Annotated in this window: 20 protein-coding genes; 6 read left to right on the forward strand and 14 right to left on the reverse strand. The window is 70.7% G+C overall.

The window, feature by feature from the left end; translation table 11 throughout:
* Positions 1–66 precede the first annotated feature (66 nt).
* On the reverse strand, positions 67–609 hold the full coding sequence (locus KPF47_RS01320; RefSeq protein ID WP_224386375.1) for a TetR/AcrR family transcriptional regulator: 543 nt from the start codon (positions 607–609) through the stop codon (positions 67–69).
* A 79-nt stretch (positions 610–688) separates the two neighbouring features.
* Between KPF47_RS01320 and KPF47_RS01325 the strand changes: the two genes are divergently transcribed.
* Entirely contained in the window at positions 689–1666 is a 978-nt protein-coding gene (locus KPF47_RS01325) for an SDR family NAD(P)-dependent oxidoreductase (RefSeq protein ID WP_224386376.1), read from the forward strand.
* A gap of 1256 nt (positions 1667–2922) precedes the next feature.
* Here KPF47_RS01325 and KPF47_RS01330 read toward each other — a convergent pair.
* Positions 2923–3750 carry a helix-turn-helix transcriptional regulator gene (locus KPF47_RS01330; RefSeq protein ID WP_224386377.1) on the reverse strand — a complete coding sequence of 276 codons (828 nt, stop codon included), beginning with the start codon at positions 3748–3750 and terminating at the stop codon, positions 2923–2925.
* 172 nt (positions 3751–3922) lie between these two features.
* Here KPF47_RS01330 and KPF47_RS01335 point away from each other — a divergent pair, with 172 nt between their 5' ends.
* Together KPF47_RS01335 and KPF47_RS01340 are read left to right on the forward strand one after the other, a co-directional pair.
* The gene (locus tag KPF47_RS01335; RefSeq protein WP_224386378.1) at positions 3923–4864 is read left to right on the forward strand and encodes an SDR family NAD(P)-dependent oxidoreductase; all 942 of its coding nucleotides are present in this window, start codon (positions 3923–3925) and stop codon (positions 4862–4864) included.
* Between the two features lie 310 nt (positions 4865–5174).
* Positions 5175–5327 carry a hypothetical protein gene (locus tag KPF47_RS01340; RefSeq protein WP_224386379.1) on the forward strand — a complete coding sequence of 51 codons (153 nt, stop codon included), beginning with the start codon at positions 5175–5177 and terminating at the stop codon, positions 5325–5327.
* An 18-nt stretch (positions 5328–5345) separates the two neighbouring features.
* Here KPF47_RS01340 and KPF47_RS01345 read toward each other — a convergent pair whose 3' ends face one another.
* Together KPF47_RS01345 and KPF47_RS01350 are read right to left on the reverse strand one after the other, a co-directional pair.
* Positions 5346–6044: a response regulator transcription factor gene (locus KPF47_RS01345; protein ID WP_224386380.1), complete on the reverse strand. Its 699-nt coding sequence runs from the start codon at positions 6042–6044 to the stop codon at positions 5346–5348.
* On the reverse strand, positions 6041–6283 hold the full coding sequence (locus tag KPF47_RS01350) for a hypothetical protein (protein WP_224386381.1): 243 nt from the start codon (positions 6281–6283) through the stop codon (positions 6041–6043). Before KPF47_RS01350 ends, KPF47_RS01345 begins: the two co-directional genes overlap by 4 nt.
* Positions 6284–6563: 280 nt before the next feature.
* On the opposite strand from KPF47_RS01350, the gene KPF47_RS01355 reads away from it, so the two are divergent.
* Positions 6564–7787 carry an IS701 family transposase gene (locus tag KPF47_RS01355; RefSeq protein ID WP_374108784.1) on the forward strand — a complete coding sequence of 408 codons (1224 nt, stop codon included), beginning with the start codon at positions 6564–6566 and terminating at the stop codon, positions 7785–7787.
* Positions 7788–7983: 196 nt separating this feature from the next.
* Positions 7984–8829: an IS5 family transposase gene (locus KPF47_RS01360; protein WP_224386382.1), complete on the forward strand. Its 846-nt coding sequence runs from the start codon at positions 7984–7986 to the stop codon at positions 8827–8829.
* Between the two features lie 31 nt (positions 8830–8860).
* On the opposite strand, the gene KPF47_RS01365 is transcribed toward KPF47_RS01360, so the two are convergent.
* The 9 genes from KPF47_RS01365 to KPF47_RS01405 form a co-directional block, all read right to left on the reverse strand.
* The gene (locus KPF47_RS01365) at positions 8861–9454 is read right to left on the reverse strand and encodes a plasmid pRiA4b ORF-3 family protein (RefSeq protein WP_224386383.1); all 594 of its coding nucleotides are present in this window, start codon (positions 9452–9454) and stop codon (positions 8861–8863) included.
* A 91-nt stretch (positions 9455–9545) separates the two neighbouring features.
* On the reverse strand, positions 9546–10388 hold the full coding sequence (locus KPF47_RS01370; protein ID WP_224386276.1) for an IS5 family transposase: 843 nt from the start codon (positions 10386–10388) through the stop codon (positions 9546–9548).
* 249 nt (positions 10389–10637) lie between these two features.
* Positions 10638–12062: an NF041680 family putative transposase gene (locus KPF47_RS01375; RefSeq protein ID WP_224386384.1), complete on the reverse strand. Its 1425-nt coding sequence runs from the start codon at positions 12060–12062 to the stop codon at positions 10638–10640.
* Positions 12063–12260: 198 nt separating this feature from the next.
* Positions 12261–13103: an IS5 family transposase gene (locus KPF47_RS01380; RefSeq protein WP_224386276.1), complete on the reverse strand. Its 843-nt coding sequence runs from the start codon at positions 13101–13103 to the stop codon at positions 12261–12263.
* A 298-nt stretch (positions 13104–13401) separates the two neighbouring features.
* A complete protein-coding gene (locus KPF47_RS01385; RefSeq protein ID WP_208825673.1) occupies positions 13402–13686 on the reverse strand; it encodes a muconolactone Delta-isomerase family protein in 285 nt (94 codons plus the stop codon).
* Entirely contained in the window at positions 13686–14534 is an 849-nt protein-coding gene (gene catA, locus KPF47_RS01390; protein ID WP_374108772.1) for a catechol 1,2-dioxygenase, read from the reverse strand. The genes KPF47_RS01385 and catA overlap by 1 nt, the downstream gene beginning before the upstream one ends.
* A 19-nt stretch (positions 14535–14553) precedes the next feature.
* Positions 14554–15657 (reverse strand): mandelate racemase/muconate lactonizing enzyme family protein, encoded by a 1104-nt coding sequence (locus KPF47_RS01395; RefSeq protein ID WP_224386386.1) that lies wholly within the window; start codon positions 15655–15657, stop codon positions 14554–14556.
* Entirely contained in the window at positions 15654–16574 is a 921-nt protein-coding gene (locus KPF47_RS01400) for a LysR family transcriptional regulator (RefSeq protein ID WP_224386387.1), read from the reverse strand. The genes KPF47_RS01395 and KPF47_RS01400 overlap by 4 nt, the downstream gene beginning before the upstream one ends.
* Before the next feature lie 108 nt (positions 16575–16682).
* A complete protein-coding gene (locus tag KPF47_RS01405) occupies positions 16683–17861 on the reverse strand; it encodes an FAD-dependent monooxygenase (protein ID WP_224386388.1) in 1179 nt (392 codons plus the stop codon).
* A 165-nt stretch (positions 17862–18026) separates the two neighbouring features.
* On the opposite strand from KPF47_RS01405, the gene KPF47_RS01410 reads away from it, so the two are divergent.
* On the forward strand, positions 18027–18743 hold the full coding sequence (locus KPF47_RS01410; RefSeq protein ID WP_224386389.1) for an alpha/beta fold hydrolase: 717 nt from the start codon (positions 18027–18029) through the stop codon (positions 18741–18743).
* A 218-nt stretch (positions 18744–18961) separates the two neighbouring features.
* Here KPF47_RS01410 and KPF47_RS01415 read toward each other — a convergent pair whose 3' ends face one another.
* Positions 18962–21436 (reverse strand): hypothetical protein, encoded by a 2475-nt coding sequence (locus KPF47_RS01415; RefSeq protein ID WP_224386390.1) that lies wholly within the window; start codon positions 21434–21436, stop codon positions 18962–18964.
* Positions 21437–21651: the final 215 nt, after the last annotated feature.

Below are 21651 nucleotides of genomic sequence, written 5' to 3' on the forward strand. Positions count from 1 at the left end.
GCCTGAACAGGGCGGCTCTGGAAGAGAAGCGTGCCGTGCTACCGGTCTGCCATCGGTGGCGCCGGTTCAGTCATGGGGCCGGATTCCGTGCAGCAGTACCGCTTGGAGCGCTCGGCGATCGTCGGGAACGCCGATCCGTATCGCGTGCTCGATCCCACACACCAGGTGCTGAAGACTCTGCGCTGTCACAGTGGGCTCCAGGACCCCGGCGTCGTGCGCGCGCCGGACGACCCGGTCGGACATGGCGAGGATGTCGGCGGTGAGCTGCCGGATCTCCGGGGAGTCGCTGGTCCGGCCCACCAGCACGCTCTGGAGGCCGTCGTCCTGGAGCTGCAGCGTCAGGGCGTCGTCGATGAGTCCGACCAGGGCGTCCCAGGGGTCGTCCCTGGCCAGCGCGGTCGTGCACGCGGAGTCGAGTCTGATGAGGGCCTCGTGTGCCAACGCTTCGAGGAGTGCCTGGGTCGTCGGGAAGTGCCGGTAGACCGTCGCCACTCCTACGCCCGCTTCTCGTGCCAGGTCGTTGTGGCGCAGCGTCTGGCGATCGTGACCCCGTGCGACATCCAGGATCCGTTGCCGGCTCCGTCGTGCGTCGGACCGTAGCGCTCCCATGTCTGCATCCTACCTCGTAAACGGATGAATCATCCGGTAGCGTCGGGCATGACGGATAAACTATCCGATTGGAGTGGGTATGTCCTGGGATCCGCATGCACTTCCCGACCAGTCCGGCCGGGTTCTCGCCGTGACGGGGGCGACGGCAGGGATTGGGTACTTCGCGGCTGAGCAACTCGCCGCGGCGGGTGCACACGTCGTCCTGCTCGGGCGTTCCGCGGGGCGGCTCGCTGCGACCGAACGTGCGATCAGCGAGCACGTACCCGGGGCGAACCTGAGCTCGGTGGTCGTCGATCTCGCCTCGCTGTCGTCGGTCGCGGCAGCGGCGGGTCCGCTCGCGGAGCTCCCGGCGCTGCACGGGGTCCTGCTCAATGCCGGACCGGTCTTCACACTGTCGGGGGCGACAGCGGACGGACTCCCGTTGCAGATCGGGACGCACGCCGTCGGGAACGCCGCGCTCGCCTCGGTCGTCCTGCCGTCGCTCTCCCGGGCCGCCCTCGAGCAGGGAGGACAGACGCGGATCGTGTCGGTCAGCACCGGATTCGTCCGGGGGATCCGAACGGCGGTCGATGATCTGCTGCGAGTGCCTCGGTTGCGGCTGCTGGCCTATGTCAAGGCCAAGGCCGTGCTCGAGACCTACGCCTACGAACTGGATCGTACGCTCCGGGACGAGGGCACCCCGGTGGCCTCGGTCGTCGCCATCCCCGGTGTCGGCGTCGATGCCAGGACCCCGGCCCGGGCAGGAGTCACTGATGCACCCGGTCGTCGATATCAGCGCAACCCCAGCACCCCGTGGGCGCAGGGTAAGGACACTGCGGCATGGCCGTTGGTGCGCGCTCTCGTCGATCCCGATGCCGTCGGTGGTGCCTGTTACGGGCCGGACGGGCCGCTGCGGGGGGCTCCCGTTCGGATCGAGCCGGTGTCGCGCACCGCTCGTCCCGCGGGTGGGGTCGCCCCCCGCGTCGCCTCGGAGCTGGACGCGATGGTGAGGACCGCGGCCCGATGGAGCCCCGATTCCGGGAATGTGCCAGACCACGGTCCGACAGCTCTCGAGTAGGCCGGGCACCCCGGCGATCCGTCCACTGCAGGCCGAGGTCACCCAGGTCGGCTGCGCGACACGGTCGGCAAGAAGTCGACGAGCTCCTGGTCGCGGATGGCGGCGACGACGCCTGGGCCGCGGGGGCGAACAAGACCTCGGCCAGGTGGTCCGGCTCGCCCGAGGATCCCGGGCCGGGACCGGGAGCCCGGAGAGATCCCCGTTCGGCGGACGGCGTCCACATGCGTGCATCCCGGAGTCGATGCCGGTTCGTCCTGCCTGGTCCGGGGCCAGTCTGCCCAACTGCCGGCCTGATCCTGGATCCATCGATCGGCACCCGGGTCACAGCCCCCTTTCGGGGGTCGGGCACGGTATGACGCAGACCTGGCGGTGGCGGCCCCTCGCCCCCGAGCGTCACCGCGGCCGCTCCGGGCGGGCCTCTCGGGCAGTGGCGAACACCGGGCCCTGCGCGGTCGGCGTCGAGCAGCGCCGCGTCCGACGTCGCTGCTGCCCGCGGACTGCTCCGTCCCTCGTCACGGCACGGAGACCGGCCCGGGTCAGCCCTGCAGCTGGCCCTGTCGACCTGGAGATCCGCTCCGTTGAGGTCCTTCATCGACCAGGTCACCTCCGAGCTCCAGCAGAGCGCCGCGGCGATCGCGGGCCGTAGGCGTACGAGTCGACGTCATCACGCCCGACCCGACCGACACCACCATGTTCGGGGACGTGTTCGACGCGCAGGCCGACGAGGTGCGGGCTCAGATCGGTACCGGACTCCCGCGCAGCGGGCGCCGGCGACGAGGGGCTGGCCGCCGCGGCCCGCGCCATGATCGATCGTTTCCTCCAGCCCGCTCAGTCCCTCGCGGGTGGCACTGGCGTGTAGCTCACCGATCAGGTGATCGTGCTCGCTCACGGCTACGCCGCCCTCGACAGCACCAGTTTCTGTCGACCGACCAGCATGAGCGAGGAGACGATGAAGGTCAGGGCTGCCTGCGCGGCGCGAGCGCTCGTCGTTCGATACTCACCGTCGGCCGTCGCGGGGCGTGCGCCCCGAGACGGAGAAGCGCTGATGACCATCGAACGCAGTGGCGGCACAGACCGCGTCGCCCAGCAACCGTCGGCGCTGTTCGTACGCCGGTGAGCCCGCCAGTCCGCGTCATCCTCACTCGTCGTGAGGCGCTCGGGGCTCGACACGTGGCGGGTGATCTGGTGTAGAGACTGCGCCGTGCCGGTCGGACTCCGAGAGCGCCGGTCAGTGTTCACCGGCGTGAACCGTGTCTTCAGTCGTCGCGACCTGGGGAGTGCTGGTCGGAGGCCTCGGAGGTGAGGATGTAGAGCATGAACCGATGATCCCGCTCTGGGTCGTGGAGCACCTCGACGTCGAAGTCCAGCCAGCCGGCGCTGGGGTGGTGGAGGCGTTTGAGGGCTGATCGCCAGGCGCCGACTTCGCCTCGTTCCCAGCATTCGCAGAAGGTAGGGCTGGTGGCGGTGAGGTCGTGGAACAGCCCGAGCAGGTAGAGGTCATCGGGGTAGCGGCTCAGTGCGGCGCGTAGTTCGGCGGCGGCCACGCGCAGCAGCTGGCGTTGGCCGTCTCGGTCGAGGCGGTCGGCGAGGGCTGATGACGTGAAAGCCCGGTGGGCGATGTTGCGGCCGTAGAGACCCTCACCAGCGACGGAGCCGAAGAGCTCGGTGGCCGAGGAGTTGGTCGCCACGAGATCGAGACGCCCGTCGTGCACGATCACCGGGATGCTCGGGTCGAGTCGGCTGATCAGACGCAGCAACCCAGGGCGCACGGCACCAGATGGCTCCGAGCGTTCCGGTGGTAGTTCCCCGGCGAGCCGGAAGAGGTGGTCGCGCTCTGGTTCGGTGAGCGCGAAGGCGCGCGCCAGGGTGGTGAGGACTTCTCGGGACGGGCGCGGAGCCCGGCCCTGCTCGAGGCGGGTGTAGTACTCGACGGAGATCGACGCGAGCTCGGCCAGCTCCTGGCGACGCGAACCGGGGACACGGCGACGCGCCCCGCTGGCACCGTCCGGGGCTGCCGGTGGCGCCACGAGCGCGCGGCGTCGTCGCAGGTAGCTGCCGAGATCGGGTCGGCCCGAGTTCACCACGGCGCCCAGTCTGCCCCGGGCCCGGCTCGTAGGAGGACCAGCAGCCTGGTCCTGCCGGGACCATCCTGGTCAGGGCCTCCTTCGCCCGGGTGTTCGCCGCGCAGTGTCATCGCCGACGGCGTCGTCGCCCCAGCTTGCAGGGCGATCGCACCCACACCGGAGGAGAACTACCGTGTCCACACCCACCCACACGCTCGTGATGACCGGCGCGACCCGCGGAATCGGGCTGGAAGCCGCGAAGGAACTGTTGCGGCGCGATCCCGGCGTCCACCTGGTCGTCCTCGCTCGGGCTTCCTCAGCGGCCCAGGTCATTCCGCAGCTCCAGGCGCTCTCTGCGCACGTTTCGGCGATCGACGTGGACCTGGCCAGCACGGCGAGCGTCGATGCCGCCGCAGGGCAGGTCGAGGATCTGCTCGACACCGGCGAGCTCCCCACCCTGAGGCGGGTGGTGTGCAATGCCGGGGTCTCCCTCGACAGCGCCCTGCACACCACGGCCGACGGCTACGAGACGACTTTCGCGGTCAACGTGCTCTCGACCCACCTGCTGCTGCGCCGGCTGCATCCTCATCTGCGACGGCCGGCGCGTGTCGTGGTCACCGTCAGCGACGCTCATTTCGGCGACCTGCGGCATACCGGCGGCACGTTTCCCTCCCCCCGCTGGACCACGCCGGAGGTCCTGTTCCACCCCGGGGCGTACCCGCGATCGGGCACGGTGCGCGCCGGGCGACGCGCCTACGCCACCAGCAAGCTCGGCGGCATCCACCTGGTGCACGAGTGGGCGCGCAGACTGCCCGACGGGGTCGACATCGTGGCCTACAACCCCAGCCTCGTGATCGGCACCGGGCTGGCCCGCGACGCGGGTGGCGTATCAGAGCTGCTGATGCGCTACGTCGTCCCCGCTCTGGCCCCCACCCCGCTTGTCGACACCCCGGTCGCCGCGGGCCACAAGCTCGCCGACGCCGTGACCGGCCGCACCGTGGCAATGACCGGGGCCTACCTGCACCGCACCACTGTCACATCCTCGTCGATGGAGTCCTACGATTCCCAACGGGAGAACGCCCTGTGGACCTGGCTGGAGAGTGCGGCACAGCGCACCGGACCTGGTGGGTCGTGAGCTCTCGACCGTGCCGGTCTGGCTGTGCTCGGCCGGGATCGAGGCCGGACGCCCATGACACTCCCGCCGAGTGAGAGGCGCTCGGCGGGTGGTCGAGGTGGGGCGCCTCGCAGGGCCGGGGCCCTTGAGGGTGAACTCGAGCAGGGCCTGGGTGTTCTCCCAGACTCACGTCGCGTCGTCGGTGTTGCGAGGTGGGGATAGAGGCGCAGCTCGGTGAGCGCGCCACCGAGCTGGCCGAGACCACGACGGCCGCAGAGGCGTCCGCCAGTGCCGAGGTGGCGGCGGCGAGCAGGGCCAGCGACCCGGCACTATGCACGGTATCGGCTTTGCGGTGGTTGCTGTGGTGTGCGGGCTGGTCTCGATATTCACGGCGACTGAGTACCGGACCGATTGGACCGCCGTGGTCGGGGCCACCGCCGGCGCGGGGCAGATAGTGCTGTCGATCGTCCTGCTTCTCGTCTGAGCCGGGAGCGCGGGGTCGTCAGCGCGGTGTCACGAGCCCCGCGTCGTATGCCGTGATGACCAGCTGCACGCGGTCGCGTGCCGGAACCTTCTGCAACAGCCTTCCGACATGGGTCTTGACCGTCTGCTCCCCGATGAACAGCTCGGCTGCGATCTCGCGATTCGACAGTCCGCGCCCGATCAGCACGAAGACCTCGCGTTCGCGATCGGTGAGATCGTCCAGCGCGAGCGACGTACGCGAGTGCACCGGCTCGCGCCGGTCGGCGAAGTGCTCCAGGAGTTGACGTGTGACGCTGGGGGACAGGAGCGCGTCGCCGGCGGCGACCACGCGCACGGCGCGCGTGAGTTCGTCGGGCGAGGCGTCCTTCAGCAGGAAGCCGCTCGCTCCGGCGCGCAGTGCTTCGTGCACGTAGTCGTCGACGTTGAACGTCGTCACCATCACCACTCTGGGCACGTGCGGCGACGGACGTTCGGGGCTCAGGATGCGGCGGGCCGCCTCGAGACCGTCCATCACGGGCATCCGCACGTCCATGAGGACGACATCCGGGTTGGTGTCTTCTGCGCATCGCACCGCCTCGGCGCCATCAGCCGCCTGCGCGACGACCCGGATGTCGGGCTGCGCGTCGAGCAGGGCGGCGAAGCTTCCCCGCACCATCGCCTGGTCGTCCACGATCATCACCGTGATGTCGACGCTCGTGTTGGCTGGCTCCGGCATCATCGGCCCGTCTCTTCTCGCTCAGCCGTGTCCGGCGCTGTCGGAGGGACATCGCCTGCGGAAAGGCGGTTGTCAAGCGGAAGGGATGTCGCGACGCGGAAACCGCCGGAGGTGGTGTGTCCCGCTGTCAGCGTGCCGCGGAGCATCGACGCGCGCTCGCGCATGCCGATGAGTCCGTGTCCCCGCGCGGAGGCGACCTTCTCCAGCCGCTCGCTGTTCCCCGCTTCGTTCTCGATCGCCATGAGCACTGCGCCGTCGTGTGCGCCTGCCGACACGTCGATCGCAGCGCCGGGGCGTGCCTGACCGCGTTGCTGATCGCCTCCTGCGCGATCCGGTAGGCGGCGATGCCCACCGCCGTGGGTACGTTCGAGGGAACGTCGAGGTGCAGACGGATGGTCGCACCGGCCCGGACGGCTTCTTCGACGAGTGCGGGGAGCTCATCGAGTGCCGGTTGAGGAGCTCGCTTAGTACTCCAGCCGCAGTTTGTGATGTTGATGTGCGCTAAGCTTCGATCTTGTGCAGGTGGAGGAGGATCTCGAGGCGTGGGCCGGTGGCCTGGATGGGCTGTTCGGGCTGGTGGCGGGCCGGTTCTTCCGGACGGAACCGCGGCGTCGGGCGCGGGCGTATGTGCGGGGGTTGTTGGCGCCGTTGGCGGGGAAGAACGGGTGGACGCTGGCCGAGGTCGCCGGTGACACGACTCCGGATGGGATGCAGCGGCTGCTCAACTCCGCGACCTGGGATGTCGACGGTGTCCGTGATGACCTGCGGGATTACGTCGTCGAGCACCTCGGCGAGTCCGGTGGGGTGCTGATCGTCGATGAGACCGGGTTCCTGAAGAAGGGGACGAAGTCGGCGGGGGTGCAGCGCCAGTACTCGGGCACTGCCGGGCGGGTGGAGAACTGCCAGCTCGGAGTCTTCTGTGCCTATGCCACGAGCAAGGGCCGGACGTTGATCGACCGCGAGCTCTACCTGCCCAAGTCCTGGACCGGTGATCGGGAACGCTGCCGAGCCGCGGCGGTGCCTGAGGAGATCGAGTTCGCCACCAAGGCCACGCTGGCCAAGGAAATGCTCGGCCGTGCCCTCGATGCCGGGGTTCCCGCAGGATGGGTGACCGCGGACGAGGCATACGGGCAGGACTACAAGTTCCGCACCTGGTGCGAGCAGCGCCGGATCGGCTACGTCGTCGCGGTTCCGCGCAGCCAGTCCGTCCCGTTGTCCCTGGACGCCGACATCTGTCAGATCAGCGGCTCACGACGGGCCGACGACCTGGTCGCCCGCGCTCCCGGACGGGCGTGGAAGCGCCGCTCAGCCGGTCCGGGTGTGAAGGGAGAACGCTTCTACGACTGGGCCGTGGCCTCGCTGTATCCGCCCGAGAACGCCCCGGCCGGATGGGGCCGATGGCTACTGGTCCGACGTCAGATCCTCACCGACACACAGCTCTCCGCCGGCGAGGAGCACGATCTGGCCTACTACCTGTGCGCCGGCCCGCCCGGCACCACCGACGACGACCTCATCCGCGTCGCCGGCACGCGGTGGGCGATCGAGGAGTGCTTCCAGACCGCGAAGAACGAGGTCGGGCTCGACCACTATCAAGTGCGGCGTTACGACGCCTGGTACCGCCACGTCACCCTGGCTATTCTCGCCCACGCCTACCTCTCGGTCACCGCGGCGATCGCCCCAAAAGACCTGATCACGGGCTCATCCCGCTCACCCTCGCCGAGATCCGACGTCTCCTGGCACCTCTGATCCACATTCCCACCCAGGCGCCGTGCTGGGCCTGGTCGACCTGGCGACGTCGCCACCAACACCGAGCCCGCGAAAGCCACTATCGACGACGAAGACAGCTCAGCTAACGAAGTGCGGCTGGAGTATTAGAGGTCGTTTCAGAAGTCGGCGTGTCGGTCCTGTGTGGATCGGCGCTGGTAGCTGATCATGTCCGGTCGTGGCGCGGCGATCTTGTGTCGAGCGATTGGTGAGCGACGAGCTGTGGGCGCTGGTGGAGCCGCTGCTGCCCAAGCCGCGCAAGCACAAGCGGGGACGGACAGGCCGTCCGCGGGTGCCGGATCGGGCCGCTCTGGCCGGGATCGTGTTCGTGCTCAAGACCGGGATCAGCTGGAACGCGCTGCCCGCCGAGCTCGGCTGTGGGTCCGGAGTGACCTGCTGGCGGCGGCTACGGCAGTGGCAGCAGGCCGGGGTCTGGGCCCAGCTGCACCGGGTGATGCTCGACCGCCTCGCCCAGCAGGGCCTGCTGGACTGGTCGCGGGCGGCGGTGGACAGCGTGAGCGTGCGGGCCAAGCGCCGCGGCGAGGCCACCGGGCCCTCGCCGACCGATCGCGGGAAGGCGGGCAGCAAGTACCACGTGCTCTGCGACCGAGGCGGGCTCCCGCTGCATGCGCTGGTCACCGGGGCGAACGCCCACGACAGTCGGATGCTCGCCCCGCTGCTGGACACCAACCCCGGCGTCCGCGAACGGGCGGGACAGCCGGGGCGTCCGCGACGTCGGCCGGACAAGGTGCACGCCGACAAGGGCTACGACTATCCCCGCTGCCGCCGCTACCTGAGTGGGCGTGGGATCGGGGTGCGGATCGCCCGGCGCGGGATCGAGGACTCCACCCGGCTCGGGCGGGTCCGCTGGGTCGTCGAGCGCACCATGTCCTGGCTGCTGGACTTCCGCCGCCTCGCGCTGCGCTACGACCGCGCCGAATCCACGATCACCGCGCTGTTATCGCTGGCCTGCGCCCTGATCTGCCACCGCCGCCTCACCAAGCCGAAGCCGAAGCCGAAGTGATGGTCGACCCAGCCCTCGCTGAGGCACTCGCCTACGAGGTCGGGGCCAGCGGCCGCCAGGCCAGCCACTCCAAGGCCCGGTCGGCCTCGTCAGGGTCGAAGCGGTGCGGGTCGAACGGCCCGCCCGCCCACTCCAGGCGCTCGGCGCGGTCGGGATGGTCAGGGTCGGCGAGCACGGCCTGGAAGTCCTCATACCCCCCGATCCCGCCGACGTCCTCGGGCGGGCACGCCCCCTGCCCGGCGACGCATCGCGGATAGCACACTCCCGGCTCGACGGCCGCGACCGCCTCGACGGTGATCTCGTGGGCCCAGTTGTCACCGAAGTCGTAGACGTAACCGAACCGGTCACCAGCCTTGACCAGCCGAAACAGCTTCTCTTTCGTCTCGTCGGCGACATCCTGTCCGGGCCAGTCCGGGTCTGGGATCCCGTAGCGGCGCCCGACGATCTCGAACTCGTGCAGATGAGAGTTCGTCCAGCCCATCACTGACTGCACCACCTCGTGTAACACCGCCAAGTCGACCTCGCCCGGCACCTGCACCCGACGCCGGCCCGCCGGCACCACCTCGGTCAGGACGATCTCCAACTCGAAAATCTTCGTCTTCTCAGACACACGAGGCGCGACCATCAGCCGATGCTGCCAGCCCCGCCGTCACCGGCAGAACCGGGCCCACCACTTCTGAAACGACGTCTAAGAGGTCGCGCGGATTGGTTGGTGATCATGGACGTCGTGCAGGTCGGGCGTTCCAGCGGTGTGTGGTCCAGGCCTGCCGAATCAAGCTACGGAGTGTGACGATCGTGTCGGCGAGGTCGAAGAACGCGTCGACGACGATTTCTCGTCGTTCGTAGCAGCGCTGCAGCCGGTTGAAGCTGTTGTGCCAAGCGTTGGTCCGCTCGACGTGCCAGCGGCGGGTGGCCTGGATCGGCGCTTTCTCACCCTTGTGCGCGATCTCGCCGTGCAGGCCTCGTTCGGCCAGCGTGTCGCGGGTCTTGCCGGAGTCATAGCCGGCGTCGAGGTGCACGGTGATGTCGTCGGGCAGCGGGCCGAGAGCATCGAGGCGGTCGAGGGTGGGGCCCAGTAGCGGGGAGTCGTGCCGGTTGGCTCCGGCCAGGACTCGGCCCAGCGGGATGCCGTATCCCTCGACGAGCACCGAACGTTTCATACCCTGTTTGCGCCGGTCCACCGGCGACGGACCGGCGACCTCGCCGCCGCCGGGGGCCTTGGTGATGGCGCCATCGACGGCGATGTCGTGCAGCAGCAGACCGACGATGCGGTCGTAGGCGTCCAGGACGATCCGACGCAGCTGGGCGAAGACCCCGAGCCTGATCCACTCGTCACGACGATCGCGGATGGTGGTCGCCGAGCAGGTGCTGTCAGCGATGCCCTCATACGAGCAGCCGAACCGCAGTACCTGCAGGAGCTTGTCGAACACGATCCGATCCGCGATCCGGCGGCGATGGCAGCCCAGCGGATGGGTGGGATCGAACTCGTCTCGATGAGGCAGCAGCGCGGTGAACTGGTCCCACAACGGCTCGGTCAGCCATGATGGCAGGGTGGGCACGCGGCCTCCAGACGATCACGAAGCGTAGATAACTTCATGATCGGCAGGCCCGTACCCGCCCTCGCCCCCAGACACTCGACCGCGGCCAAGCTGTGACCAATCCGCGCGACCTCTAAGAGGTCATTTCAGAACGAGGTCGACGTGTCTGTTGTAGACGACAAGCGGCTATCTGACCTGCCGTTTGATCTGTCGTCGAGGGGTCAATGGAAACTCGACAAGTCGTTCTGAAACGACCTCTAAGCTTGGTTTTTAACCTGTGTGTTGTCGTCGCGCGGTGATGGTGCGGTCGCGTTTGACCGTTTTCCCGACGTCGTGGCTGGTCGGGGTGTGCCGGTTGCGGGAGCCGGGTGGGCGGCCGGGACCGGGTCGGCTGGGTTTCGGTGCACTGGCCGGGAGGACGGTCCGCGCGCGGATGTTCCGAAAGGCGCGGCGAACCCGGGCCGGGGTGAGCCGGGTGGGGGCGGCGGGTCGTTCCCAGGGGCGGCGTAGGTCGGCGGCCAGTGGTCGGGCCAGGCGGAGTTGGGTGTGGGAGGCGATGATCAGCCAGGTCCAGCGGTCGGCGGCTTCGGGGGTGCGCAGCTTCGGGGTTGTCCAGCCGAGGGTCTGCTTGAGCAGGCGGAATGTGTGCTCGAGATCGAATCTGCGGAGGAACGCCTGCCACCAGCGGTCCACGTCGGCGGCGCTCGCGTCGGTGGCGGAGCTCCATAGCCACACGGGCTTCGGGTCGCGGTCGCCGGGTAGGTGGTCGACCTGCAGCCGGAGCAGGGTGCCCTCGATGATCGGCAGTTCGCCGGCGTGGTCGATCCAGCACGTGCGCCGGGTCAGCCGGGGGTGGACCCGGTCCCAGCTGGTCGCGACGGCAGTGCCGTAGCGGGTGGTCTTGGTCGTCGTGGTGTGCACCGGTTCGATCCAGGTGGCGGGCCGGTTCAAGGCGATCTCCGGGCCGTGCTTGGGTGGGCGCCCGGTCGTGCCGGGCAGCCGTGGCGGCTTGGGCAGGCGCAGGACCCGGTCCGAGCGCAGTCGTCCGACCAGCTCGACGGGCAGATCGGCCAGTACGTAGGCGAGGCGGGTGATGTCGTATCCGGTGTCGGTGACGATCACGATGTCCGGGTCCCCGGGGCGCCAGTGCCCGGCGCTGGTCAGTCGCTCGATGACCGCGCGTAGCTGGGTGGCGGTCACCGCGGTGGCGTCGTCGGCCGGGCCGAGTCGAACCGCGTCCAGGACCGCCGTCCACGACGTCCGGCCCGTCTCCAGGGCGGCGACGAACGAGTATGGCCAGCCCGGGATCAGCTGCGCGTTGCCCTTTCCGCGTCCGTAGACATGGCAGAACAGCCGCTGATCGCTGGTCGTAGCGTCCGGGCGCAGCCACGGGCTGACATCCACGGCGAGCACGATCCGACCGTCGACGGCACGGGGCAACGGGAGACCGGCCAGCACCCGGCGCAGCCTCCGGGCGGAGATCCTGCCACAGGCCAACGCGTCGTACATCGCGCCGTGCCCGCGACGGTGCTCAGCCACCAAGGTCAGCTCCGGTAGCGAGCGAACCGGGCCGTCCGCGCACAACACGGCGTCGGTGAGCTCGAACAGCGCATCCGCTCGCGCAGTCAACGACGCGTAGAACTCCTGCCGAAACCCGGCAAGATCACCCCGCCCGACCGGAGTGTCACCGAGCACCACTGGCCCGGCAGAAGCCACACTGACCACCACGGCCACCGCTTTCGTCTTCGATGTTCTGTGGAAGGAACCCGAAGATGATCAAGCGGTGGCCGTACCCATGTCCCGCCGACACGCCGCCCGAACTACATCAACCTCCCAGCAGCAGCTCCGGAAGGTTAAAGATCAAGCTAAGAGGTCGCGCGGATTGGTTGGTGATCATGGACGTCGTGCAGGTCGGGCGTTCCAGCGGTGTGTGGTCCAGGCCTGCCGAATCAAGCTACGGAGTGTGACGATCGTGTCGGCGAGGTCGAAGAACGCGTCGACGACGATTTCTCGTCGTTCGTAGCAGCGCTGCAGCCGGTTGAAGCTGTTGTGCCAAGCGTTGGTCCGCTCGACGTGCCAGCGGCGGGTGGCCTGGATCGGCGCTTTCTCACCCTTGTGCGCGATCTCGCCGTGCAGGCCTCGTTCGGCCAGCGTGTCGCGGGTCTTGCCGGAGTCATAGCCGGCGTCGAGGTGCACGGTGATGTCGTCGGGCAGCGGGCCGAGAGCATCGAGGCGGTCGAGGGTGGGGCCCAGTAGCGGGGAGTCGTGCCGGTTGGCTCCGGCCAGGACTCGGCCCAGCGGGATGCCGTATCCCTCGACGAGCACCGAACGTTTCATACCCTGTTTGCGCCGGTCCACCGGCGACGGACCGGCGACCTCGCCGCCGCCGGGGGCCTTGGTGATGGCGCCATCGACGGCGATGTCGTGCAGCAGCAGACCGACGATGCGGTCGTAGGCGTCCAGGACGATCCGACGCAGCTGGGCGAAGACCCCGAGCCTGATCCACTCGTCACGACGATCGCGGATGGTGGTCGCCGAGCAGGTGCTGTCAGCGATGCCCTCATACGAGCAGCCGAACCGCAGTACCTGCAGGAGCTTGTCGAACACGATCCGATCCGCGATCCGGCGGCGATGGCAGCCCAGCGGATGGGTGGGATCGAACTCGTCTCGATGAGGCAGCAGCGCGGTGAACTGGTCCCACAACGGCTCGGTCAGCCATGATGGCAGGGTGGGCACGCGGCCTCCAGACGATCACGAAGCGTAGATAACTTCATGATCGGCAGGCCCGTACCCGCCCTCGCCCCCAGACACTCGACCGCGGCCAAGCTGTGACCAATCCGCGCGACCTCTTAGAGGTCGTTTCAGAACGACTTGTCGAGTTTCCATTGACCCCTCGACGACAGATCAAACGGCAGGTCAGATAGCCGCTTGTCGTCTACAACAGACACGTCGACCTCGTTCTGAAATGACCTCTAAGCCGGCGCAGGTGGCCCCCCGGTGCGCCCGGCGGCCGGCCCGGGCGCACCGGCGGGGGTCAGGCGTGGATGTCCGACGGGTGCGTGGCCAGCGGGGTGACCTGCATGGTCATGTACGGGAACAGCGGCAGACCCCACAGGATCTCGTGCAGCTGCTCGTTGTCGCGCACCTCGAAGATCGACAGGTTCGCGTACTCGCCGACGCAGCGCCAGATGCTCACCCACTCACCCGAGCGCTGCCACTGCTGCGACCACGCCTTCTCCCGGGCGAGCAGGTCGGCCCGGACGTCGGCGTCCATGTCGGCGGGGAGGTCGACCTCCATCCGCACCGCGAAGCGGGCCATCAGGCGGGGTCCAGCGCGAAGTCGTGGGTGACCTCGTGACCGGTGCCGCTCGCGGCCGGGCCGGGCCGCAGGACGAGCTCGGGCTTGACGGCCTGGGCGACGTCGTCGGTGACGTAGTCGCCGCCGTCGAAGTAGAGCTGGGTGGTGACCGGCGCCTTCCCGGGTGCGGACACCTTGAGGTGCAGGTGCGCGGGGCGCCACGGGTGCCAGCCCGCGGCGGAGATGAACGCGCCGGTCGAGCCGTCGGTCGGGATCTGGTAGGGCGCGGGCTGCACGGTGTGGAAGGCGAAGTGCCCGTCGGTGCCGGTGTGGACGACCGCACGCAGGTTCCACTCCGGGATGCCGGGGGCGAACTGGGAGTAGTACCCCTCGTCGTCGGCGTGCCACAGGTCCACGGTGGCGCCCTCGACCGGCGCGCCGTCGAGGTCGGTGACGGTGCCCTGGAACAGCAGCGGGGTCCCCTTCTCGTCGGGCCGCATCGGCACCGCGGTCCCGGACCCGATCACCGGGGCGCCCGGCACGTAGTAGGGGCCCTCGATGGTGCCGACCGCGCCGCGGCGGTCGGCGTGGGCGACCTCCTCGACGACGTGCTCGACGAAGACGTCGAGGAACAGCGGCCACTCGCCGTCGGCGCCGAGCTCGATCAGCCACGCCTTCAGCGCGTCGTACTCGGCGTAGCTGACCTGGTGCCTGCGGATGACCTCGTGCAGGGCGTGCAGGGTGTCGGTGGCGATGGCGGACACCCGGGCCGGGTCGGCGGCGGCGCCCGCGCGTTCCTTGCGCGCGAAGGTCGCGGTGGCGTTCGCGCCGGAGCCGGCGGCGGTGGCGGTCTCGGACATGGCTGTCACTCCTGTGGTGGGGCGGTGGTCAGGTGTCGGTGCGGTAGTGGGCGAGCTTGTCCGGGTCGATCTCGATCCCGAGGCCGGGTCCGGTGGGCACGCGCAGCTCGCCGCCGGTGATCCGCAGCGGTGCGGTGAGCAGGTCGTCGGTCATGTCCAGGAAGTTCGACAGCTCGCCGGCCCGGGCGCTGGTGTGCCGGTGCGCCGCCCCGAAGGCGACCGAGCAGACGGTGCCGAGCTGGCCGTCGATCTGGTTGCCCATGACGACCTCGCTGCCGAGCCCCTCGCACAGGTGCAGCACCCGTTGCGAGCCGGTGAACCCGGTCCGCGCGGTCTTGATGCTGATCATGGTTGCGGCGCCGTCGAGCAGCTCGCGGGTCACCTCGCCGGGGCGGGTGGCCGACTCGTCGGCGACGGTCGGGACCGTGGTGCGGGCGGTGAGCCACCGGCGTCCGAGGACCTGGTCGGCGGGCATGAGCTCCTCCGACAGGGTCAGGCCGAGGTCGGCCATCTCGTCCAGGGCGCGGGCGGCCTCGGCGGCGGTCCAGCCGCGGTTGCCGTCGACGTAGAGCTCGACGTCGGGGCCCAGAGCCTCGCGCAGCGCGCGACAGGCACCGGTGTCCAGCGCGACGGGGCGGCGGCCGACCTTGACCTTGAAAGTGGTGACGCCGTGCTCGTCGCGCATCCGCCGGGCCTCGGCGACCATCACCTCGTCGGGGGCGAAGCCGACCATGTGCGAGACCCGCATCCGGTCGGTCCAGCCGCCGAGCAGCTCCGAGACGCCGACGCCGAGCCGGCGGCCGATGACGTCCCAGACGGCCATGTCGATCGCGGCCTTCGCGGTCGGGTTGCCGATCGTGCGGTCGAGGACGGCATGGATCCGCTCCCGCTCGAACACGCTGAGCCCCACGATCTCCGGGGCGAACACGGTGTCGACCACCGCGCGGATGGAGGCCTGGGTCTCCCCGTAGGTGTAGGGGCGGGGCGGGGCCTCGGCGACGCCGACGACGCCGTCCTCGGCGTGCACCCGGACCAGCACGTGGTCGGCGGTGTGCACCTCGCCGGAGGCGAACCGCAGTGGTTTGCGGTAGGGCACGGCGAACGGGATCGCCTCGACGGCCACGATCTTCACTGCGGTCCTCCGGGGGCGGTGGCGGTGCGGGGGTCCAGTTCGTGGGCGCGCTCGGCGAGCACGTCGAGCAGCCGGCCGAGAGCGGGGGAGTCGTCGTCGGTCCGCCAGGCCAGGGCGAGGTCGACGCGCAGCTCGCGGTCCAGGTCGGCGTAGACGACGCCCTCGGTGCCCAGGGCGCGCACCGACTCGGGCAGCAGCGCGACCCCGGCACCGGCGGCGACGTGGGTGAGCAGGATGGGGGTGTCGCGGGCCTCGGTGCGGCGCCGCGGGAGGAAGCCGGAGTCCAGGCACCCCTGGGTGGCGACCGAGTCGACCACCGAGCCGGGGGCGCCGTAGGCGACGAAGTCGTCGCCGCGCAGCTCGGCCAGCGTGACCGTCCCCGCACCGGCGAGCCGGTGGGTGGCGGGCAGCGCCGCGATCAGCCGCTCCTGGGCGATCGGGCGGACCGACATCTCCGGGCGCACCACCGGGGGGCGCAGCACCGCGAGGTCGATGCGGCGCTCGTCGAGCGCGTCCTCCTGGGCCGCGGTGAGCAGCCCGGGCAGGAACTGCAGCGAGACACCCGGCATCCGGCGGGTGGCGACCCGGGCCAGCCGCGGCAGCAGCCGGTAGGCGGCGAGGTCGGTGGCGCCGACGGTCACCACGCCCTCGGTGCCCGCGGCGACCTGTCCGACGCGCCGCCGGGCGTCCTCGACGCCGGCGAGGATCCGCCGGGCGTCCTCCAGCAGCGAGGCGCCCGCGGGAGTCAGGTCGACCCGGCGGGTGGTGCGCTCGAACAGGGTGGCGCCGACCTGGCTCTCCAGCTGCCGGATGGCCTGGGAGAGCGGGGACTGGGCCATGTGCAGCCGTTCGGCGGCGCGGCCGAAGTGCCGCGTCTCGGCGACCGCCACGAAGTAGCGGAGCTGTCGCAGGTCCATGCCTCACCCCCCTCGGTCCCGCCGTGTCACCTCACGGTAGGCGGGAGACTATGTCGGCACAAAGACCGGAATACGCGCGATCCAGATATCGTGCAGCTGGATCGGGCCTCAGGCGGGCACCGAGCGGGTCCCGGCCCGTGCGTCGACGCCGTGGATCCAGGTGAGCCACGGGTCCAGACCGGCGAGCCCCGCGTTGCGGGTGTCGGCCTCCGGCCCGTCGGGCAGGTGCAGCAGCTCGCTGGTGACCAGCGAGCTGCGCTGGATCGACCGGGTCCGAGCCCGGCGCAGACGCTGGTAGCGGTCGAAGACGTCGGTGTGGCCGCCGTCGAGCGCACCGGGCGTGGCGAGCAGGTCGGCGAGCACCGCCGCGTCCTCGATGGACTGGTTCGCGCCCTGTCCGTGGTGCGGCAGCATGGTGTGCACCGCGTCGCCGAGAAGGACGACGCGGCCCCGGGACCAGCGCGTCATCGGGGGCAGCGTGTAGAGCGGCCAGTGCGGGGACTGCGGCACCGTCGTCAGCATCTGCACCACGCCCGGCGCCCAGCCGTCGAACGCCCGCGCGAGGGTGCCCGGCTCGGTGTCGGTGGGACCGGTCCCGCCGGTCCACGGGTCGGGTCCCTCCAGCACCGCGAAGAAGTTGACCTGTTCGGCGTGCGGGCCGATCGCGTAGTGGAGCACGTGCGCGTCCGGGCCCATCCAGAACTGGATCGCGCCGGGGTCGGGCAGCAGCGGGACGTCGGCGACGTCGACGATCCCGCGGAAGGCCGAGGTCCCGGTGTAGCGCGGGTGCGCGCCGGGGTCGACGACGGAGCGGACGCGGGAGTGCACGCCGTCCGCGCCCACCACGACCGCGCCGCGCAGCTGCTCGCCGGAGGCGAGGACGACGGTGCCGTCCGGGTCGACGGCGGTGACCTCGCAGCCGAGGCGGACCATCCCGTCCGGACAGGCCCCGGCCAGGACCCGCTGGAACTCGGCCCGGTGGATGCCCAGGTAGGGGGCGCCGAACCGGCGCCGGTAGCTGCCGTCGGAGCCGACTGGGAACGCGGTCACCCGCTCGTCGTCGCGCCAGCCGCGGTGGATCAGCTCGGTCGGCTGGGCCGAGACCTCCTCCAGCTCGCCCAGCAGGCCGAGCTCGTCCAGCGGACGCAGCCCGTTCGCCGACAGTGCGACGGCCGCGCCGACCTCGCGCAGCTCGGCCGCCCGCTCGAGCACGGTGACCCGGACGCCGCGGGCGTGCAGCGAGAGGCCCCCGATCCCGGCACCGACGATCACCACTGATTCGTCCATACTCTGATCCTGACACGGATACCGAGGGGGTATTCCTCTACGGATCGTCTCAGTCGGGACCCCTTTCGGCTCGACCCCGTCGGCCCCTTCTCCGGGCTCCGCGGGTCCGCCACGCTCACCCGGCCGGGGCCGTCGCCCCGCGCCGATCTCGACGAGGAGTGAGCGATGAGCGAGACGTTCGTGCTGGTGACCGGCGCCTGGCACGGGGGCTGGGCCTGGCGCCCGGTCGCCGAGCGGCTGCGTGCGGCGGGACACCGCGTCCTGACCCCCACCCTGCCGGGGCTCCACGACGGTGACGACCCGACCCGCTACCACCTGTCCGACACCGTGGACGCGGTCGTCGAGCTGATCGAGTCGGCGGACCTGACCGACGTGACGCTGGTCGGGCACAGCTGGGGCGGCTACGTGATCACCGGTGCGGCGCACCGGGTCGCGGCACGGCTGCGCAAGCTCGTCTACTGGAGCGCCTTCGTACCCGCGGCCGGCCGCTCGCTCGACGACGAGGTGCCACCGTCCTACCGGGAGCTGTTCGCGGCCCAGGCCTCGAAGTCGGGGAACAACTCGGTCGCGCTGCCGTTCGAGGTGTGGCAGGGCGCGTTCATGAACGACGCCGACGAACCGGTCCAGCGCCTGGTGCACGAACTGCTGGTGCCGCAGCCGATGCAGTACTTCACCGAGACCGTCGAGCCGATCGACCCCGCGACCCTGGGGGTGCCGGTCGCCTACGTGCTCTCCACCGACGACCTCGCGCTCCCGCCCGGCGAGTACGGCTGGGACCGCTTCGCCGCCCGGCTCGGGGTCACCCCGGTGCGCGCACCCGGGAGCCACGAGGGCTGCTTCACCGCCCCCGACGGGCTGGCCGAGGCCCTGCTGAAGGCCTGATCCCCGCCGCCGCACCGCGTCGGCCCGTCCCTCGCCGGCGCACCGCGCCCGCCCTGGACCCGGCGTTGCGCACCGCGTCCGACCCGGCCCGGCGTTGCGCACCGCGCCGGCCCCGGCCCGGCGTTGCGCACCGCGCCCGCTCGGCCCCCGGCGTTGCGCACGAACGGGCCCTTCGTACGAAAGGTTCGTACGAAGGGCCCGTTCGTGCGGGGCCGGGGTCAGCCGGTGGGGGACTCCTGGGCGTCGTCACCCGGGGCGGGGTCCTGGCCGAGCTGGTTCGGCGGGAACCGCAGGGGCGGGAGCTGCTGCAGCGGGGCCTGCGGGGCGTTGCCCAGCTCCGCGGGCACGGGGGCGCCCTGCAGCGGGTTGCCCAGCGGCTCCAGCGGGTCGGCCGGGGCGAACGTGGCCGGCCTGGCCAGACCGCCGGAGTCGGTGCCGTCGAAGGACTCGGTCCGGTCGCAGCCGTCGAGCATGACGGTCAGCGGGCCGTCGGTCCGTACGTCGAGCCGGGCGTCGCAGCCGACGCCGGCCCGCTCGGGGTCGGCCGTCACCGTCCCGACGCCGGCCGAGCGGATCTCCAGCACGTTCTCCGCGTCGGCGTCCACCGGCTCGTCGAGGTGGCGGAACTCCCGCAGGTACGGGTTGACCGGGGAGAACGTCCCCTCGGTCTGCCCGAGCTCGGACCCGGCGGCGGGGACCGGTGCGGCGTCCCGGCTCTGGCCACGGGTGATCACGTCGACCGCGCCGAGCTCGGCGGGGTCACGGCTCTGGATGCCGGACAGCCAGTAGGCGTGGTCGCCGACGAGGCCGGCCTGCGGGTCGACCGCGCGACGTTCGTCGCCGAGCCACTCGGTCGCGAGGTCCCACATGCCGTTCTTGCACATCACCAGGTGCTCGGCGCCGAGCCCGACGTGGCTGATGAACTCGTAGTCGTAGTCCCCGGACCGGTAGAGGTCCGCGCGCTCGCGGGTGATGTTGTACGGGATGAAGTCGTCGTTGACGCCCGCCCACTCCATCACCGGCTGGTTGCGACGGCTGGGCAGCAGCTCGGAGATCTTCGAGCCCGGCTCGTGCGTGGTGACGGTGTCGATCCCGGCGGTCTCGGCGACCTCGTCGGCCACCCCGTTCACGCCCGGCAGCGACGGCGCGACGTTGAGCCCGTCGCAGATGAACGCCTTGCTGAACACGTCGGGGAAGGTCAGGGACAGCTTGTTCGCGGTGTAGGCGCCGGAGGAGAAGCCGCCCATCGCGGTGCGCTCGCGGTCGAGGTCGTAGTGGCGGCGGGCGTCGGCCAGCGCCTCGAAGACGATCGCGCCGCCCTCGCCGTAGCCCCAGTTGTCGGCGCCGCGGAAGTCGACGTCGATCACCATCGTGGGGTCGCCCGGCCGGTCGGCGAACTGGCGGTACAGGTCGCGGTCACCGGCGACGTCGTCGCCGGGACGGAGCGCGTAGCCCTGGGTCCACACCATCGAGGCGTAGCCGTCGGACGGCGCGGGGGCCTCGGGGACGTAGACCATGTAGCGCTGCATCCGGCCCGGCAGGTCGGGGACGCAGTCGTCGCGGCAGGGGTAGCCGAACGACAGGCTCGGCCGCTGGTCACCGGAGCCCTCGCCGGAGCCGGTGGCGATGCCGCCCTGCTGCAGGCCGGTGCCCGGTGCGGGGCCGCCCGGGTCGGACGGCAGGCGCCTGCCCTGCTCCTTCTCGGAGTGCGAGGCGAACACGCGGGTCTGGTAGCCCGAGGTGGGGACGCCGGACTCGTCGTCGGCCCCGGCGCGGAGCCTGCCGAAGTCGACGTCGGCGGAGAACGCGGAGAGGTCGCCGTCCGCGATCGCGCGCTTCTGGTCGTTGTTGCGGTAGGGCGCCTCGAAGGGCTCCTGGAAACGGAACGCCGCGTCGAAGAACGCCGACGGCGTCGGGTCCCCGACCACCGCGCCGCCCGGGTGCGTCCGGTCGGCGGTGGTCTGCGGGACGAGGTAGGCATCGGCATCGCGGTCCCACAGCCCGGCTGCGGCGGCGATGCGCTGCGTACCGTCCGCGGGGTCCCAGGCGGAGCGCGGGACCCGGATCTCGACCTGGCGCCGCTCGACGTCGACCCGCACCTGCGGTGCGTCGGACAGGGTCTGCCCGGTGGCCGCGTCGGTGATGTCGCCGGACTCGCCGTGAACGGTCACGAACCGCTCGGCGGGCAGCACGGTGTTCGCGCCGTGCGGGGCCTCGCGCGGGGTGTCCGAGCTCCCGAGCGCCAGGGTCAGGCCCAGCAGCCCGGGGTCGGTCATCGTGTTCATCGTGACCCGGAACGCGGTCGCGTCGTCCTGCGGCTTCGCGCGGACCTCGAGGATGTCCGCCGCGTTGCGCCGGTAGGCGGCGTCCTCGGGGTAGGTGTAGTTGCGGAGCAGGGTGTCGTTGGGCCAGCGGTACTGGTTGCCCCCGCCCTCGTCGTCGTAGACGCAGCCCTGGTGCACGTACTCGCCCTGCCGGTAGGCGCTGGTCATGCAGATCCCGATCGGGTCGGCGGACCAGATGCCGGTGTTCTGCAGCTGAGGAGCGTCGACGGCGGGAGCGCGCAGCAGCTCGGGGCCCGCCGTGTCCGCCCGCCCCTCCGGCGCCGCGAGCGCCGCACCGGCGCCGACCGCCGCGCCGGCGAGCAGGCCGGCGACGACGAGCGCGACACCGGCTCGCTTCGTCTTCTTCATCTGGGGGAGCCCTTCACCGGCGCCGCCCGGTCGCGCCTCGTCGCGCGACGGGGTTCGAGCGGCCCCGTTTCCCCCTCAACTGATCCACCACGACCGCGGTGACGTGCGAGGACGACTTAGAGGTCATTTCAGAACGAGGTCGACGTGTCTGTTGTAGACGACAAGCGGCTATCTGACCTGCCGTTTGATCTGTCGTCGAGGGGTCAATGGAAACT

The organism is Pseudonocardia sp. ICBG1293 (assembly GCF_020131355.1).
GTDB lineage: Bacteria > Actinomycetota > Actinomycetes > Mycobacteriales > Pseudonocardiaceae > Pseudonocardia.